Raw genomic sequence first — 16,500 nt, forward strand, 5'->3', positions numbered from 1 at the left:
GGATGACCAGAGACGTACGACGAACCCTCGCCGCGGTAGCGGCCTTCGCCACACTCATTCCGGCCACCGCCACGGCCACGGCGGCCAACGCCGCGCCGCGACCCGCGGCCGCCGCCCAGGCGGCACAGTCGCCCGGGACGGCAGTGCTCGTGTTCCACGGGCCGGTGGCCGAACAACAGGACCCGGTGTCGCGCGCGGTGGACACCATCCGACAGCTTGCGGCCAGTCATGACATCGATGTCACGGCCACCACGGACCCGGCGGTCTTCACCGCGACGGGGCTGTCGGCGTACCGCAGCGTGGTCTTTCTCTCCGCGACGGGCGCCGCGCTCAACCGCGACCAGGAGGCGGCGCTCCAGAGCTACATGAAGGCCGGCGGCGGCTTCGTCGGCATCGCCGACGCCGCCCGCGCGCAGGTCGATTCCACCTGGTTCACCGGCCTGATCGGCGCCCGCCCGGCGGGCGCCATCCCGGTCGCCGAGCCGGTGGCCGGGGTGACCGCCAGCGGTGACAACCCGCCGAGCGAGACCAAGGAGAAGCTGACCGACGGCGACGCCAACACCAAGTGGCTGGTCCGCACCCCGACCGCGTGGGTGGCGTACCAGCTGGCCGCACCCAAGCGGATCACCGGGTACGCGCTGACGTCGGCCAACGACTTCGTCGGGCGGGACCCGAAGGACTGGACCCTGCAGGGCTCCAACGACGGGCAGAACTGGTCCGATCTGGACCGACGCACCAACCAGAGCTTCGCGGAGCGGTTCCAGACCCGCCGGTTCGACATCGCCGCGCCGCAGGAGTTCAGCCGCTACCGGCTGAACATCACCGCCAACAGTGGTGAGCCGTTGATCCAGCTCGCCGATCTGCGCCTGTTCACCGGCGCGGCCACCGCGCCGCCGCCGACCCCCGTGAACCGGGCCGTCGTCGACATCCTGGACCGCAAACACCCGGCCACGGCGTCGCTGCCGCTGACCCTCACCCGCTCGGACCGCTGGGACAACTGGGACCCGAACCCGATCGGCAGCGTGCACACCCTCGCCCAGGTCGAGGAACGGCACTACGACCCGGGTCCGGGCGCCAACGGCCCGTTCCACCCGGTGTCCTGGTGCCGGGACTACGACGGCGGCCGGTCGTTCTACACCGGCATGGGCCACACCGAGGGCAGCTACGGCGAGGAGGCGTTCCGTACGCACCTGGCCGGGGCGCTGAACTGGACCACCGGCCGCGTACGCGGCGACTGCCAGGCGACGATCGCCGCGAACTACAAGGTGGAGCGGCTCACCGCCGCCAACCAGACCGGGCAGCTGGACCAGATCGGCGAGCCGCACGGGCTCACCATCGCGCCGGACGGCACGGTCTTCTACGTCGGCAAGGCGGCCTGCCCGACCGGCCCGATCGCGGACTGGAACGACCCGAAGGTCGGCCTGGGCTGCGGCACCATCCACTCCTGGGACCCGCGGACCAAGCAGGTCAAGCTGCTCACCACCCTGGAGGTGATGGGCAACCGGGGCAGCGGCTCGGAGTTGGTGAAGAACGAAGAGGGCCTGCTCGGCATCGTGCCCGACCCGAAGTTCGCCGAGAACGGCTGGCTCTACGTCTACTGGATGCCGCACGAGTCGATCGACCGGGTGCAGCGGGTCGGGCAGCGCACGGTCTCGCGGTTCACCTACGACCGCGAGGCGCAGAGCATCGACCAGGCCAGCCGCAAGGACCTCCTGAAGTTCCCGGTGCAGATCCACAGCTGCTGCCACGCCGGTGGCGGCATGGCGTTCGACGCGAAGGGCAACCTCTACGTCGGCTCCGGCGACAACAACTCCTCCGAGGGGTCGCAGGGCTACTCCGGCAACAACTGGACGCAGGAGTACCAGGGCATCTCGTTCCAGGACGCCCGTCGTACGGCGGGTAACACCAACGACCTCGCCGGCAAGATCATCCGGATCCACCCGGAGGCGGACGGAACGTACACCATCCCGGAGGGCAACCTGTTCCCGCCCGGCACCGAGAAGACCCGCCCGGAGATCTACGTGATGGGCGTACGCAACATCGCCCGCCTCCAGATCGACCCGGAGCACCAGTGGCTGACCGCCGGCTGGGTCGGCCCGGACGCCTCGTCGCCCAGCCCCACCCTCGGCCCGGCCAAGTACGAGACCGCCACGATCATCACGTCGGCCGGCAACCAGGGCTGGCCGTACTGCATGGGCAACCGGCAGCCGTACCGGGACCGCAGCAGCACCGACGCGACGGTGCTGACCGGCTGGTACGACTGCGGCGACCTGAAGAACACCTCACCGCGTAACACCGGGCTGGTGGACATCCCGGCAGCCCGGGACAACATGATCTGGTACTCGCCGGACGGCGGCGGACCGGTCTTCCCGAAGCGCACCGACGGCAGCGGCCTCCCGACGTACGTCGCGGCCGACGCCACCTACACGCAGCCGTACCTGCGCGGCGGCGGGCAGGCCATCATGTCCGGTCCCACCTACCACCGCGACCGGGTCGATCCGGACAGCACGGTGGCGTGGCCGGCGTACTGGGACGAGAAGTGGTTCATCGGCGACCAGTCGAACGCCGCCAACCGGGTCGCGGTCACCGTCGACCCCGCCGGCGTGCCGACGGCCACCCCGCCGGTGTACGCCGAGTCGCTGCGGGCCATCATCCCCAGCGGCAACGGCGACACCAAACTCCAGAGCTGGATGGACGCCAAGTTCGGCCCGGACGGCGCGCTCTACCTGCTCGACTACGGAGGCGGCTTCTTCAGCCTGCACCCCAACCAGAAGCTCATCCGGATCACCTACACCGGCGGAGCGCCCACCCCGGCACCGGCGGCGACCTCCGTCGCCGTGCAGAGCAAGCCGTTGACGATCGCCTTCACCGGCTCGAAGTCCGGCGGCGTGAGCCACCGCTGGGAGTTCGGCGACGGCACCACGTCGACCGAGGCGGACCCCCGGCACACGTACGCCAAGGTCGGCACCTACACCGCGAAGCTCACCGTCACGTACGCCGACGGCGAGACGGCGACGGTGCAGACCACAGTCACTGTCGGCTGCGCGGTGCCGGACTCCCGGGCCACGGTCTGGCTCGGCGACACGGACACCGGCGTGCCCAGCCGCACGGTCGGGCAGGGGTGCACGATCAACGACCTGATCGACGACGAGAGCACCTGGCCCGACCACAACGCCTTCGTCCGGCACGTGAGCGCGGTGACCCGCGGGTTGCAGGACGACGGCCTGCTCAACGCCCGCGAAGCGGGCACGCTCACCCGCCTGGCGGCCGCGTCCGAGATCGGCCGGGACGGGCGCACCGGCTACGAGCCCCTCTACGACGGCACCGCCGAGTCGCTGCGCGGTTGGCAGCAGGCGCCGACGGGATCGTTCAGCATCCAGCCGGACGGGGCACTGCGTTCCAGCGGCGGCCTCGGCATGCTCTGGCACACCAGGGAGTTGGGTGACTTCTCGCTGAAGGTGCAGTTCAAGGACATCGCACCGGGCACCAACCGGGCCAACACCGGCGTGTTCGTCCGCTTCCCGGACCTGCGAACCCCACTGGAGCAGCGGCCACCGGGCAGCTGCGGCACGGTCGGGTCGGCCCGGACCTCGCCGGCCTGGATGGCGATCTACTGCGGACACGAGATCCAGATCTACGACGGAGAGACCGGCGAGCCACAGAAGACCGGCTCGGTCTACAACTTCGACCCGGTGCCGCTCGCCCAGGCCGGCGTCACCCCGAAGAACGTGTGGAACGACTACGAGATCCGGGTGGTCGGGCAGCACTACACGATGATCCGCAACGGCGTGGTGATCAACGAGTTCGACAACACGCCCGGCAAGGAGTCCTCCCGGGCCGGCGATCCGCCCACCGACCTGCGGCAGTTCCTGTCCGGCTTCATCGGCCTGCAGAACCACGGTGACAACGACCTGACCGAGTTCCGCAACATCCGCGTGCGCGAGCTCTAGGAGAGACGATGATCCGACGACTCACGGCCGCGGTGGCGGCGCTCCTGCTCACGGTCACGGCGTTGGCCGCGCCACCCGCCTCCGCCGCACCGCGCGCCGCCGCGGACCAGGTGCTGACCTGGACCGCCGACGACAACATCACCCGCTACAAGTCCGCGCCCACCCAGGCGGTGGCCGGCGCGGCGACGATCATCTGGGAGAACAGCGCGGCCACCGGCAACACGACCGGAATGCCGCACACCCTGACCTTCGACACCAGCACCGAGGGCTACAACCACGACGTCACAGTCAACATCCTGGCCAGCCCGTTCGACGCCAACAACGGCCGCCACCAGGCGACGGTCACGCTGACCCCGGGCCGGTACCGCTACTTCTGCTCGATCCCCGGCCACAGCCAGATGGTCGGCGAACTGGTGGTCACCGACGGCGGGGGAGGCGACGACACCACGCCGCCGACGGTCACCGCCGCCGTGTCGGGCGACCGCGACCAGGACGGCAACTACGTCGGTGCGGCGACGGTGACCGTCGCGGCCACCGACGCCGGATCGGGCGTGCAGACCGTCGAGTACCAGGTCGACGACACCAGCTTCGCGCCGTACACCCAGCCGGTGCGCATCAGCGCGGTCGGTGACCACTCGGTGCAGTTCCGGGCCACCGACCAGGCCGGCAACACGAGCACTGTCGGCTCGGTGTCGTTCCGGATCGTCGAACCGACCGAGGAGGACACCACCGCGCCGGTGGTCACGGCCGCGCTGGCCGGCGACCGCGACGGCGACGGCAACTACGTCGGTACGGCCACCGCCACACTCACCGCCACCGACGCCGGATCGGGCGTCGCCACCATCGAGTACGCCCTCGACGACGCCGCCTTCACCGCGTACACGAACCCGGTCGTGGTGACCGCGGTCGGGATGCACATGCTGCACTTCCGGGCGACCGACGTCGCCGGCAACACGTCGGCGGAGCAGATGTCCCACTTCACCGTCGTCGCCCCGCCCGAGGAAGACGACACGCCGCCGACGGTGGCCGCCGCGGTCACCGGCGAGCGGAACGCCGACGGCGCCTACGTCGGCGCGGCGACCGTCACTGTCACCGCGACCGACGCCGGCTCGGGCGTGGCGTCTGTCGAGTACGCGCTCGACTCCGGCGGCTGGACCGCGTACGCCGGCCCGGTCACCGTCCGCACCCCCGGGGCGCACACCCTGCGCTACCGGGCGACCGACACCGCGGGGAACGCCGCCGCCGAGCAGTCCAGCACCTTCACGGTGGTGGCCGACGGCACCGACGCCTGCCCCGCGTCCGACACCCGCGACACGGTGATCATCGACGGTGCCGACACCGGCGTGGTCAACGCCGACACCGGCGACGGCTGCACCATCAACGATCTGATCGACGAACACGCCGACTACCCCGGCCACGCCGCCTTCGTCCGACACGTCGAGGCGGTCACCACCGCTCTGGTGAGCGCCGGAACGCTCACCAAGCGGCAGCAGGGCGCCATCGTCCGGGCCGCGGCCGGATCGGACGTCGGCGCATGAGCACCCGAATCTCATCGACAGGGAGTACCACGATGCCCGGACGTACCGTCGCCAAGCTGGCCACCGTGACCGCCGTCATCGCCGCCTCGGTGCTGGCCGTGGCGCCCACCGCCCACGCCGACCTGGTCACCCACTGCATCGGCACCGGCGGTGCGGTGACCGTGCCCAACGACCTGCTCGTCCCGGCCGGTGAGTCGTGCGCGCTGACCGGCACCACGATCACCGGCAACGTCACAGTCGCCGCCGGCGCGAACCTGGTGGTGACCGGTGGCCGGGTCAGCGGCGAGGTACGCGTCGCCGCCGACGGCTACCTCGACGCCACCGAGACGAGCGTCGACGGCCAGGTGGTGCTGGCCGCCGGCGGTTACGGGGTCTACCTCTCCAACGCCCAGACCGGTGCGGTGACCGTCCGGCCGAAGGGCTCGGCCACCATCGACAGTTTCCTGTTCGCCGAGGCGGCGACGATCGGCGGGAACGTCACCGTCGGCGCCGGTGAGGTACGGCTCGACGGCGGCACCCAGGTGACGCGCAACGTCAGCAGCACCGGCACCTACTACACCGACGTGCACGACTCGTTCGTCGACGGCACCCTGTCGGTGCTCAACAGCGCCACCGGCAGTGTCGTGTGCGGCAGCGCCGTGCGGGGTCGGGCCACGTTCGCCGGCAACCTCGGCGGCGTCCAGCTCGGCCCGAACGGCGCTCTGGACAGCTGCGCGTCCGGCGGCTACTGGGGCGCGGACGTCAGCGTCACCACCACCACCGGCGGCGTCACCGTCGACGACAACATCATCAACGGCCAGTTGACGGTGACGGGCAACAACCCGGCCGCGCAGGTGGCCGCGAACAACCGCATCCGCGGTGGCGTGACGGGCGACCAGGCCGCGCCGGGCGCCAACCGGGCGGCTCGGATGGCCGCCGCCGACCGGGACGACGCGGGCGACCAGCGGGCCGAGGTTCGTCGTACCTCGGCGGTGCAGGAGGCCACCGCGGCCGGCGCCGCCCGGCTCTAGCCAGCGGATCGACGCCAGCTGGCGTCGGGTCGGACGGCACACGGTCGTCCGACCCGACGCCAGCGGGTCACCGGGTGAGCCCCCGCGCGCCTACCCCGCCCGCTGCGCCCCGATTGCCGTCGGGAGTCCGCCGCGGCCCCGCACGCCGAGCTTCACGTACGCCCGCTGGAGGTGGTTCTCCACCGTCCGCACCGACAACACCAGCTTGGCCGCGATTGCGGCGTTGTCGTGCCCGGCCGAGGCCAGTTCGCAGATCTGTCGCTCCCGGGGGGTGAGCCCGTCCCGGTCCGACGGCCGGGGGCTCAACGGGGGCCAGTATCCGCCGCACCGCTCCCGCAGCAGGTCCGCGCGCCGGGCCAGCAGGTTGGCCCGGCGCTGGTCGCCTCGACGCTGGCAGGCCCGCTCGGCGGCGACCACGGCCTCCAGCCCGAGCGTCAGGTAGCCGCTCGCCTCCAGGGCGCTGCCGACGCGTTCCAGCGCGGCCGGGTCGTCGGCGGCGAGCGCGTGGGCGTAGTCGGACCACAGCGCGAACAGTGGACTGTCACAGTCGGCGGTGACCGTGCGCAGCCGCTCGGCGGTGGCGGCCCCGGGCTCCAGGCGGGACAGCAGGTGCAGGCACTCGACGGTGACCGTCGTTGCCTGCCCGGCACGCCCCTGCAACTCCCGCAGCGTGGCGACGGCCGTCGCCGGGCGGCCCTCCGCGGCGGTCAGCCAGGCGGCGGTCAGCTCGGCGTCGATGGCCACCAGCCCGCCGCCGTGCGGCCCGCCGCCGTCGGAGCGATCGTCGACGAGCTGCCGCAGCAACCTCCCGCTCTCCGCCAGCTCACCCACCTGCGCCGCCACGTACGCGTTCGCCGACAGCACGTAGTCGCGGATCGGGAACAGCGTACGGTCGGCGGTGAGGGTCCGCGCCTCGTGCAGCCAGCGCATCGACCGCCGCATCTGCCCGGCGTGGTAGGCGCACTTGCCCAGGGAGAAGGCGAGCAGACCCACCGCGTCCGCCGCGCCCCGCGTGACCGCGTCCCGGTAGTAGCGTTGCGCCAGCCGCTCGGCGTCGTGCAGTCGTCCGGACAGCACCAGCGCCTGCACGTGGCAGGCCTGCGTCGCGGCGCGCATCGTCGGCCACGTCTCCGGGATGTCGACCTCTCCGGTGTCGAACATCCGCACCGCCTGCCCCGGCTGCCCGTCGAACAGCAGCAGGTACGGCAGCAACGCCGCGACCGCCGTCGCCAACAGCGGGTCCCGGGGCCGGTCGGCGGCCAGGCGTGCCATCAGGGCGCGGGCGCCCCCCGCGTCGCCGCCGAACGCCGCGATACCCACCTCCGCCGCGAGCAGCCCGGCGCGCGCGTCGGCGGGCAGGTCACGACGGCCCCCGTCGATCACCTCGCGGGCGCGGTCCGGCCGTCGCTCTCCCCAGTACATGTTCAGCGCTCGCAGCGCCGTCGCCTCGGCGCGGTCGCGCGCGTCGTCGAGGTTGGCCGCGGCGCGTGCCAGGTGCCCGTCGGCCTCGTCGCCGCGCCCCTGAGCCACCAACGCCCGGCCCACCTGCCAGTCGCCCCGCGCCGAGTCGACCCTCCGGCCCAGCCGCTCGGCCAGCGGCGCGTCGTGGCGGCGCAACGCGTACTCCGACGCCGCCAGTAGGTCGTCCGGATCGACAGGCAGATCCGCCTCGCAGCGCCAGGCCGCGATCCGGGCCCGGGCCTCGGTGCCGACGCCGTCGACGCCCGCCAGCGCCTCGGCCAGGGTCCGGCGCAGCCGGCGGGCCCGTAGCTCCCCGGTGCGGTTGCGGACCACCTCGGCGTACAGCGGATGGCTGGTCTGCACCAGCACGCCCGTGTCATGCCGGACCAGGCGGATCAGGCCGCGCTCCTCGAGCCGTTCCGCGACGGGCGAATCGACGGTCCGCTCGATCAGCGCCAGCGGAGCCGGCTCGGCGTGCGCGACGTACCGCAACGCCTCGGCCTCCTGGGCGGTGAGCGTGCCGAGGGTCTGCTCGATGAGGTCGGACAGGTGCGTGGAGCACAGCGACTCGGCGGGCCACGTCCACATCCCGTCGCGCTGGACCAGGCCGCCGTCGCGCAACCCGCACCGGAGCGCCTCGCGCAGAAAGAGCGGGTTGCCCTGACTGATCCGCCACAGCGCGCCGACCGTCAGGCCGTCGACCGGGCCGCCGAGACCCTCGCGGACCAGCACTGCCGTCTCGTCCGGGTCCAGTGGCGGCACGTGGACCCGGTCGACCGCGCGGAAGCGGTGCAACGCCGCGACCGGCGCCGCGGCCAGGGCGTCACCCCGGACACTCGCGACCACCCGCACGGTGCCACCCACGACGAGGCGTTCCAGGAGCGCCCCGGACGCGTCGTCCAGCCAGTTGAGGTCGTCCACCCCGACCACCACGCCCCGGCCCGCCGCGACCTCGCGCAGCCGGCGCTCGACGTCGCGAAAGACGTCGGCGACACTCGCGTCCGACGGCTGGGGCAGCCGGCTGGCGAGCACGCCGAACGGCACGCCACGCCAGCCCGGAGTGGCGGTGACCCGCAACACGACATGCTGGCGCCGCAGCGCCTCGGCCAGGACCTCCTCCAAGAGTCGGCTCTTGCCCACCCCCGGATCGCCGGTGAGCAGGACCCCCCAACCCGCTGACGCGGTGAGCGCCTCGACCGCCCGGTCACGCTCGCGTGCCCTGCCGACGAACGGCCAGCCGGCGTCCCCGTCGACGAAACCACCTGATGCAGCCACGGAACCCCTTCAACCCGGCCGGGTGCCCGCCCCGGGCCCGGTCGCCATCTCCGTCCTCGATCCGCTCGCTTGGCCGGACCGTGTGTACCGCGGCGGTCTGGGTGGCGCGGGCCCCACCCTCACACACCCCCGCCCGGTGGCGCCGTCAGCTTCCAGACATGCCTGCACACCTGACGCCCCGAACCCACGGTTCGGTTGTCGTCCGCGTGACACGACCGGCCCGGGATGAGGTAGCCGCTACTCATGTGCCGGCACCCCCGCCGCCCGCAGGCTGATTTCTGCAAGCGACCGCCGGACAGGCCGACGGTCGTCGCGAAAGGAGCCACGAATGTCCATCACCGACATCGTCAGCAGCTGGAAGGACGAGTACCGCCGCGCCGCCTCGCCCGAGGCCGTCGAGACCCACCCGGCCGGTCTGGTCGAGCTGGACCGCGACCAGTTGGAGACCGTGGCCGGCGGCGCCGCCGCGACCGGCGGCCACACCAACGCGTGCTGCCACTGCGTCTGCTGATTTCGAACCCTCGGGTCCGCACGGGGTCCGGGCCTGGCCCGGACCCCGTCGTTCCGCCCAACCACCGCCACGGGAGCCCCGCATGTCCGAACACCCGCACCGCGCCACCGACGACCCGAGCGCCCGCGTCGAGCAGCGCCTCCTGGCCGCGCTGAGCATCGCCGAACGGCTGGCCGCGCCCGCGCCGACGGCGTCGCTGCCCGGCGAGCGGTCGCGGTGGCGGCTGTCGCGGTGGCGCACCGCCGGCGCGTTCACCGACGACGAGGACTGGCGAAGCCGGCTGACGGCGGAGGGTATCGACGAGCAGGTGCTCCTCGCTCTGCTCGACGAGACGCCCGAGCTGCTCGCCGCACGTCTGCACGGGACGCCGGCCTGGATCGACGACCTGCTGGCCTGCTACACGCGAGCGGCGGACGGGGAGATCGGCCCCGACCTGCTGCCCGGTCGCCCACTCGACGCCTGTCTCGTCCTGGTGGCGCCCCTGGTCGCACAGGCCCGCGCCCAGGTGGCACGTCGGACTCGCGACCTCGCCGGCGACGCCGTGCCGCTGCCCGCCGACGCGGACCGGCTCGGACTGACCGGCCTGCTCGACGAGCTGGTCGTGCTCCTGAGCCGGGCCGTCGTCCTGGAACTCAACATCGACCGGCTGCACGGCACGTCGTCCGGAAAGACGCCGCAGGAGCGCTTCGAGGCGTTCTTCGGCAGGTACCGCGCCCCCGGGGCGGCGCTGGACCTGCTGGCCGACTACCCGGTCCTGGCCCGGCAGGCGTACGGGCTGACCCGCGCCTGGGCCGAGCGGACCGTCGAGTTCCTGCACCGGCTCCGCGCCGACGCGCCGACGCTCGCGGCGACCTTCCACTCCGGTGCCCCGATCGGTCGCCTGGTCGAGGTCGAGGAGACCGGCGATCCGCACCGCGACGGCCGCCGGGTGCTGGTGGCGACGTTCGACAGTGGGCTGCGGCTGGTCTACAAGCCCCGCCCGATCGCCGTCGAGGCCCGGTTCCAGCAGCTGCTGGCCTGGCTCAACGACCGCGGCGCCGACCTGCACACCTTCACCGTGCTGCCGCGCGGCGAGTACGGCTGGGCCGCGTACGTCGACACGCGCGCCGCCGCCACGACGGCCGGTCAGCGCCGCTACGCCTACCGCTTCGGGGCCCTGCTGGCCCTGTTGCAGGCCATCGGCGCCACCGACTGCCACCAGGAGAACGTGGTCGCCCACGGTGAGCATCCGGTCCTGATCGACCTGGAGACCGTGCTCACCCCGGCGGTCGTCCGGTCCACGAACTTTCGGGGCGGCGACGCGATCGCCGACTCGGTGCTCGCGGTCGGCCTGCTGCCGCGCGCCGACGAGGCCGCCGGACCGCTCGGCGACGGCTGCAACTGCTCGGCGTGGCAGGCCGAGGGGACCGACGAGATGCGACTGTGCGCTCCCGGTCACCACCACGACGAGCAGGACCGGCAGAACCTCGCCACCGCCGGCGCGGCGACCGACGTCGCCGCGCACCTGCCGCAGGTGGTGCGGGGGTTCGAGTCGATGACGCGCCTCCTCGTCGCCGTTCGCGACGATCTGCTGGCCCCGCACGGGCCGCTCACCGCGTTCGCCGCCGACGAGATCCGCGTCGTGCTCCGCCCCACCCGCACGTACCTGCGGCTGCGCGACGCGGCGCTGCACACCGACGCGCTGCAGGACGGCCTGGACACCGAGCGGCTGTACGACTGGCTCTGGTCGGGGGTGGCGGAACTCCCGATGCTGGCGGCCACCATCGGGGCGGAGCGCGCCGACCTGGCCCGCCGCGACGTGCCGATGTTCACCACCCGGGTGGACTCGCGGGACCTCTGGAGCAGCCGGGGGCAGCGACTGCCGGGCCTGCTGGCCCGATCCGGGCTCGACGAGGCGCGTCGCCGGCTCGCCCGGCTCGGACCGGCCGACCTGACGCGGCAGCGCTGGCTGATCGAGGCCGCCTTCACCACCCGGGTGGACGCCACCGACGCGCCCCACGCGCGGGTGCGCTGGCGGCTGGCGGAGCTGCCACCCGCGCCGACACCCGCGCCGGCGGCCTACCTGGCCGCCGCGGCCGAGGTCGCGGACGTGGTCGCCGGTCTCGCCAGCGCAGGTGCCGAGCCGACCTGGTTCGGGCTCACGCCCTCGACCACCGACCCGGGCCGGTGGGCGCCGACGCCGCTCGGCCCGCACCTCTACGACGGCGTCGCGGGCGTGGCGCTCTTCCTGGCCCACGCCGGCCGACTCACCGGTGCACGGCGATTCACCGACCTCGCCGCCCGGGCGGCTGCCGGGCTGGCCGCCCGCGTCCTCGACCAGCGGATTCCCGGCGACCGCATCGGCGCGTTCACCGGTTGGTCGGGCCTGCTGTACACCTTCGGGCACCTCGGAGCGCTGTGGCGGACCGACCGGTTCGCGCCGGCGGTCGACGTGGCGCTGGCGCGGATCGTCACGCTGGCCGCCAGCGAGCAGGCCGTCGACCTCGTCGACGGGTACGCCGGCGCCGTCCTCGCCGTCTCCGGCGCGGGTCTGGACCCCGACCGGGTCGAGCCCGCCCTGAGCGCCGCCGCCGCGCGACTTCGCGCCGCCGCCGAGCGCTACCCGCACCCGGCCCGCGGTGCCTCCGGCGACCCCCTCGGCGGACTGTCGCACGGCTCCGCGGGCATCGCCGCCGCGCTGGCCCGGGCCGGGCAGGTGACCGGCGATCCCGGCTACACCGACGCGGCGGCCCGCGTGCTCGCGTACGACAGCAGTTTGTTCCGCCCTGAGCTGGCGAACTGGGCTGACCTGCGCCGGCCGGGGGAGAGCACCGTCACCTGGTGCCACGGTGCCCCCGGGGTGGGGCTGTCGCGGCTGCTGCTGCGCGACGCCCTCGGCCCCGACGAGGGCCTGGACGCGGAGATCGACACGGCAGTCCGGACGACGCTCGCCACCGGCTTCGGTCGTAACCACTCGCTGTGCCACGGCGACCTCGGCAACCTCGACCTGCTGCTGACGGCAGTCCCCCAGCAGGCGGCGGCGCCCGCGGCGGCGGTGCTGCGCGACGGCCTCGGCGGTGGCTGGCGCTGTGCCAACCCGACGGCCCTCGCCACGCCGGAGCTGATGACCGGCCTGTCGGGGATCGGGCTCGCCCTGCTGCGGCTGGCCGCACCCGAGCGGGTGCCGTCGGTTCTCGTGCTGGCGCCACCGGCGGACGCGCGCACCGGCGCGCTCGGCGTCCGGAGGCGACAGTGGGCCGCCTGACCAGCGCCCGGGCGTGGTGGCGCCGGCAGCGGGTGCCGCTGGTGATGCAGATGACCGACACCGACTGCGGCGCCGCGTGCCTGGCCATGATCGCCCGCCGGCACGGCGTACGCGCCTCGCTGGCCCGGGTGCGCGACGGGCTCGACGTCGGCCGCGACGGCGTCACCGCGCGGGCGCTGCTGGCCGCCTCCTCCCGGTTCGGGTTGCGGGCCCGCGCGTTCCGCGCCGACGCCGCCCAGGTCGCGCAGCTGCCCCTGCCGGCCGTCGCCCACTGGGAGGACTCCCACTTCGTCGTGGTGGAACACGTCGGCGCGCGGGGTGTGCGGCTCGTCGACCCGGCGCTCGGGCGTCGGCTGCTCAGCGCCGCCGAGTTCGCGGCCGGCTTCAGCGGCACGGTGCTGACCTTCACCCCCGATCCCGAGGCCGTGCCCGAGCCCGCCGTCTCCCGGCCCGGCCCGCTGGCCCGTTGGCGGCGCGCGCACCCGCTGCTGCGGCCCTTCCTGCCCCGGCTGGGCACGGCGTTCGGCGTCTCCCTGGTGCTCCAGACCCTGGGACTGGCCCTGCCGTTGGCCACGACTGTCGCCTTCGACCAGATCATGCCGGCCCGGGAGACCGGCCTCATGCCGTACCTGGCGTTGGGCATCGCGGCGCTGGTGCTCACCCAGTTCGGCGTGGCCTATCTGCGCTCCCGGCTCCTGGTCACGTTGCAGGCCAGTGTGGACGCCGCGCTGATGACCCGCCTGTTCGGGCACCTGCTGCGGCTGCCGTACGCGTTCTTCCAGCAGCGGGCCGGCGGCGACCTGATGCAGCGGTTGTCCAGCAGCATCCTGCTGCGCGAACTGGTCACCACCCAGGTGCTGACGGCGGTGATCGACGGTGTGCTGGTGATCGCGTACTTCGCGGTGCTGGTGGCCAGGGACCTCACCTTCGCCGGGCTCGCCGCCGCGATCGGTGTCGTCCAGGTGGTGGCCGTCGCGCTCGTCAACGGTCGGCTGCTGCGGCTGACCCAGCGGCACCTCACCGTGCAGGCCGACGCGGAGAGCGCGTTGATGGAGGCGCTGTCGGGCATCGCGACGGTCAAGTCGATGGGCGCCGAACGGCAGGTGTACGACGGTTGGCTGCGCCGCTACACCACAGCGCTGGACGCCGACATCGCCCAGAACCGGCTCTCGGCCACGGTCGCCAACATCACCGCGAGCGTCCAACTCGCCGGGCCGCTGGCGTTGCTGTGGCTCGGCACCGGCCGGCTCTTCGAGGGCGCCGGCCTCGGTGCGACCCTGGGCCTGCAGGCGTTGGCGTTGTCCGCGCTCACCCCGTTGGCCTCACTGGTGAGCAGCGCGCAGGTGCTCCAGTCGGTCGTGTCGCACCTGCAGCGCCTGCGGGACGTCTTCGCCGCCCGGCCGGAGCCCGCCGGGGACCCCGACCTGCCGACGCCCCGCCTCACCGGCCGGATCACCGTCCGCGACCTGAGCTTCCGCTACGACGGTGGCGCGGCACCGGTGCTGCGGGACATCTCCTTCGACGTCGCACCGGGGGAGAAGGTCGCGGTGGTGGGGCCCTCGGGCAGCGGCAAGAGCACCCTGGCCATGCTGCTGACCGGCCTCTACCGGCCCACCGGCGGGGAGATCCTGTTCGACGGGGTGCCCCTGTCGCGCATCGACCCGACAGCTCTGCGCCGCCAGTTCGGGGTGGTGTTGCAGGAGAGCTACCTGTTCCGCGACTCCATCCGGCGCAACATCAGCCTGGTGCATCCGGGTGTCGGCATGCCGGCGATCCGGGCGGCCGCCGAGGCCGCCGCCATCGACGAGGACATCGCGGCGATGCCGATGGGCTACGACACCCAGGTCGCCGAGCGGGGCCAGGCGCTCTCGGGTGGGCAGCGGCAGCGGCTGTCCATCGCGCGGGCCCTGGCGGGCCAGCCCGCCGTGCTCCTGCTCGACGAGGCGACCAGCCACCTCGACGTGGCAACCGAGCGGCGCGTCGACGAGGCGATCTCGGCGATGCGCTGCACCCGGATCGTCGTGGCCCACCGGCTGAGCACCGTCCGTAACGCCGACCAGATCCTCGTCGTCGCCGATGGCCGGCTCGTGGAGCGCGGCCGGCACGACGACCTGCTGCGGGCCGGGGGCGTGTACGCCGACCTGGTCCGCTGCCAGTTGACCGATGACGAACCCGCCCACGCAGGAGGCGACGCATGGACACCCGTACCGTGACCGGGGCGCCGCAGCGCCCGGAGGTCTCCGCCGACGACCCGCAGGCGTTCCCGGCGCGGCGGATCCTCGTCGCCGCCTGCGGATCCGCGGACGTGCTGACACTGCCTCAGTCGATCATGGTGATGCGCCACGCGTTGGGACTCGACGTGCGGGTCGTGCTCACTCCCGCCGCCGCCCGCTTCGTCCCGGCCGCGTCGTTCGCCCTCCTGACCGGACACCCGGCGCTGACCGACGAGGAGGCGACCAGCGAGGTCACGCACCTGACCCTGACGGGGTGGGCGGATCTGGTGCTCGTCCTGCCCGCCACCGCCAACACCCTGGCCAAGGCCGCCCTGGGAATCGCCGACACCCTGGTCGCCACCTGCGTGCTGGCCGCCGCCGCTCCCGTCGTGCTGGTGCCGTCGATGAACGCCGCGATGTGGCAGCGACCCGCCGTGCAGCGCAACGTGGCGCGGTTGCGCGCCGACGGGTACGGCGTCGTGCCGCCCGTTCCCGTGCTCGCGCTGAGCACCGGCACCCTCGCGGGCCGGGGGATGCCACCGGTGGAGACGGTGCTGGAGTGGACCGCCGCCCACCTGCGGGCGCAGGGAGCGGGTCGTGGCTGAGGCGCGCTCCGGGTACGGGCCGAGAATCGCCGCGGCGGTCACCGCGCTCGGCGCCGTCCTGCTCGTGGTGGCGGCCACCCCGTTCCTGCGCGCGTACGCCGACCCGGCCTCGCGCCGGCCGGCCGCCGCGATCGGGGTCGACGCCGACCGGGCCGGCTGTGATCCGGAGCTGACCGACCGGATCAGTGGCGCGGGCCTGCACGTCGGCCCGGGGACCGCCGAGCCGTACGTCACCCGCGTCCGGTACGACCTGGTCCCACCGTCGTCCGGGCCGCACTTCGTGGTGCCCGCCCCGACCGTGCGCCGCTTCTATGTCGCCCGTGACCGCCCGCCCATCGAGACGCTGGTCCATAACCTGGAACACGGCTACACCGTGCTGTGGTACGTCGAACCGCTCGCCCCCGACCAGATCGAGGCACTGCGGGCGTTGGCCCGGACGTTCGGCGACGACAGCTACGGCGGCAGGTTCGTGGTCGCGCCGTGGGACCTCGACTACGGGGCGTTCCCGGCCGGCCGGCCCCTCGCACTGTCGCACTGGGGTGCGCAGGCCGGGTACCGGCAGTTCTGTGCCGCGGTCAGCGGCGCGGCAGTGCAGCGGTTCGTCCTGGCGCACCCGCGCAGCGACGCTCCCGAGCCGACCGGAATGTGAGCCGCCGACAGCCCGCCGGTCGCTGGATCGGCGCCCGTTCCGCA

The 16,500-nt window shown here is 73.6% G+C and carries 9 protein-coding genes; 8 read left to right on the plus strand and 1 reads right to left on the minus strand.

The features are described 5' to 3' along the window. Positions 1-2: 2 nt before the first annotated feature. Genes AB0B39_RS18025 through AB0B39_RS18035 form a run of 3 tightly spaced genes read left to right on the plus strand, consistent with a single transcriptional unit; the run spans position 3 to position 6,498 of the window. The gene (locus AB0B39_RS18025) at positions 3-3,950 is read left to right on the plus strand and encodes a ThuA domain-containing protein (RefSeq protein ID WP_357574848.1); all 3,948 of its coding nucleotides are present in this window, start codon (positions 3-5) and stop codon (positions 3,948-3,950) included. Between the two features lie 8 nt (positions 3,951-3,958). After that, positions 3,959-5,488: a plastocyanin/azurin family copper-binding protein gene (locus tag AB0B39_RS18030; RefSeq protein ID WP_357574849.1), complete on the plus strand. Its 1,530-nt coding sequence runs from the start codon at positions 3,959-3,961 to the stop codon at positions 5,486-5,488. A 32-nt stretch (positions 5,489-5,520) separates the two neighbouring features. Then, positions 5,521-6,498 (plus strand): hypothetical protein, encoded by a 978-nt coding sequence (locus AB0B39_RS18035; RefSeq protein WP_357574850.1) that lies wholly within the window; start codon positions 5,521-5,523, stop codon positions 6,496-6,498. Between the two features lie 90 nt (positions 6,499-6,588). On the opposite strand, the gene AB0B39_RS18040 is transcribed toward AB0B39_RS18035, so the two are convergent. Continuing rightward, positions 6,589-9,234, minus strand: a complete 2,646-nt coding sequence (locus AB0B39_RS18040) for an AAA family ATPase (protein ID WP_357574851.1) — start codon at positions 9,232-9,234, stop codon at positions 6,589-6,591. A 328-nt stretch (positions 9,235-9,562) separates the two neighbouring features. On the opposite strand from AB0B39_RS18040, the gene AB0B39_RS18045 reads away from it, so the two are divergent. The 5 genes from AB0B39_RS18045 (at position 9,563) to AB0B39_RS18065 (ending at position 16,456) form a co-directional block, all read left to right on the plus strand. Next, the gene (locus AB0B39_RS18045) at positions 9,563-9,745 is read left to right on the plus strand and encodes a mersacidin/lichenicidin family type 2 lantibiotic (protein WP_357489613.1); all 183 of its coding nucleotides are present in this window, start codon (positions 9,563-9,565) and stop codon (positions 9,743-9,745) included. An 82-nt stretch (positions 9,746-9,827) separates the two neighbouring features. Next, positions 9,828-12,989, plus strand: coding sequence for a type 2 lanthipeptide synthetase LanM (gene lanM, locus AB0B39_RS18050; protein ID WP_357574852.1), 3,162 nt, complete (start codon positions 9,828-9,830; stop codon positions 12,987-12,989). Beyond that, the gene (locus tag AB0B39_RS18055) at positions 12,977-15,202 is read left to right on the plus strand and encodes a peptidase domain-containing ABC transporter (protein ID WP_357574853.1); all 2,226 of its coding nucleotides are present in this window, start codon (positions 12,977-12,979) and stop codon (positions 15,200-15,202) included. The genes lanM and AB0B39_RS18055 overlap by 13 nt, the downstream gene beginning before the upstream one ends. After that, entirely contained in the window at positions 15,184-15,807 is a 624-nt protein-coding gene (locus AB0B39_RS18060; RefSeq protein WP_357574854.1) for a flavoprotein, read from the plus strand. The genes AB0B39_RS18055 and AB0B39_RS18060 overlap by 19 nt, the downstream gene beginning before the upstream one ends. Beyond that, a complete protein-coding gene (locus AB0B39_RS18065) occupies positions 15,800-16,456 on the plus strand; it encodes a DUF3105 domain-containing protein (RefSeq protein WP_234581737.1) in 657 nt (218 codons plus the stop codon). The genes AB0B39_RS18060 and AB0B39_RS18065 overlap by 8 nt, the downstream gene beginning before the upstream one ends. Positions 16,457-16,500 lie beyond the last annotated feature (44 nt).

It is taken from the genome of Micromonospora sp. NPDC049114, assembly GCF_040648635.1.
In the GTDB taxonomy this organism is placed as follows: Bacteria; Actinomycetota; Actinomycetes; order Mycobacteriales; family Micromonosporaceae; genus Micromonospora.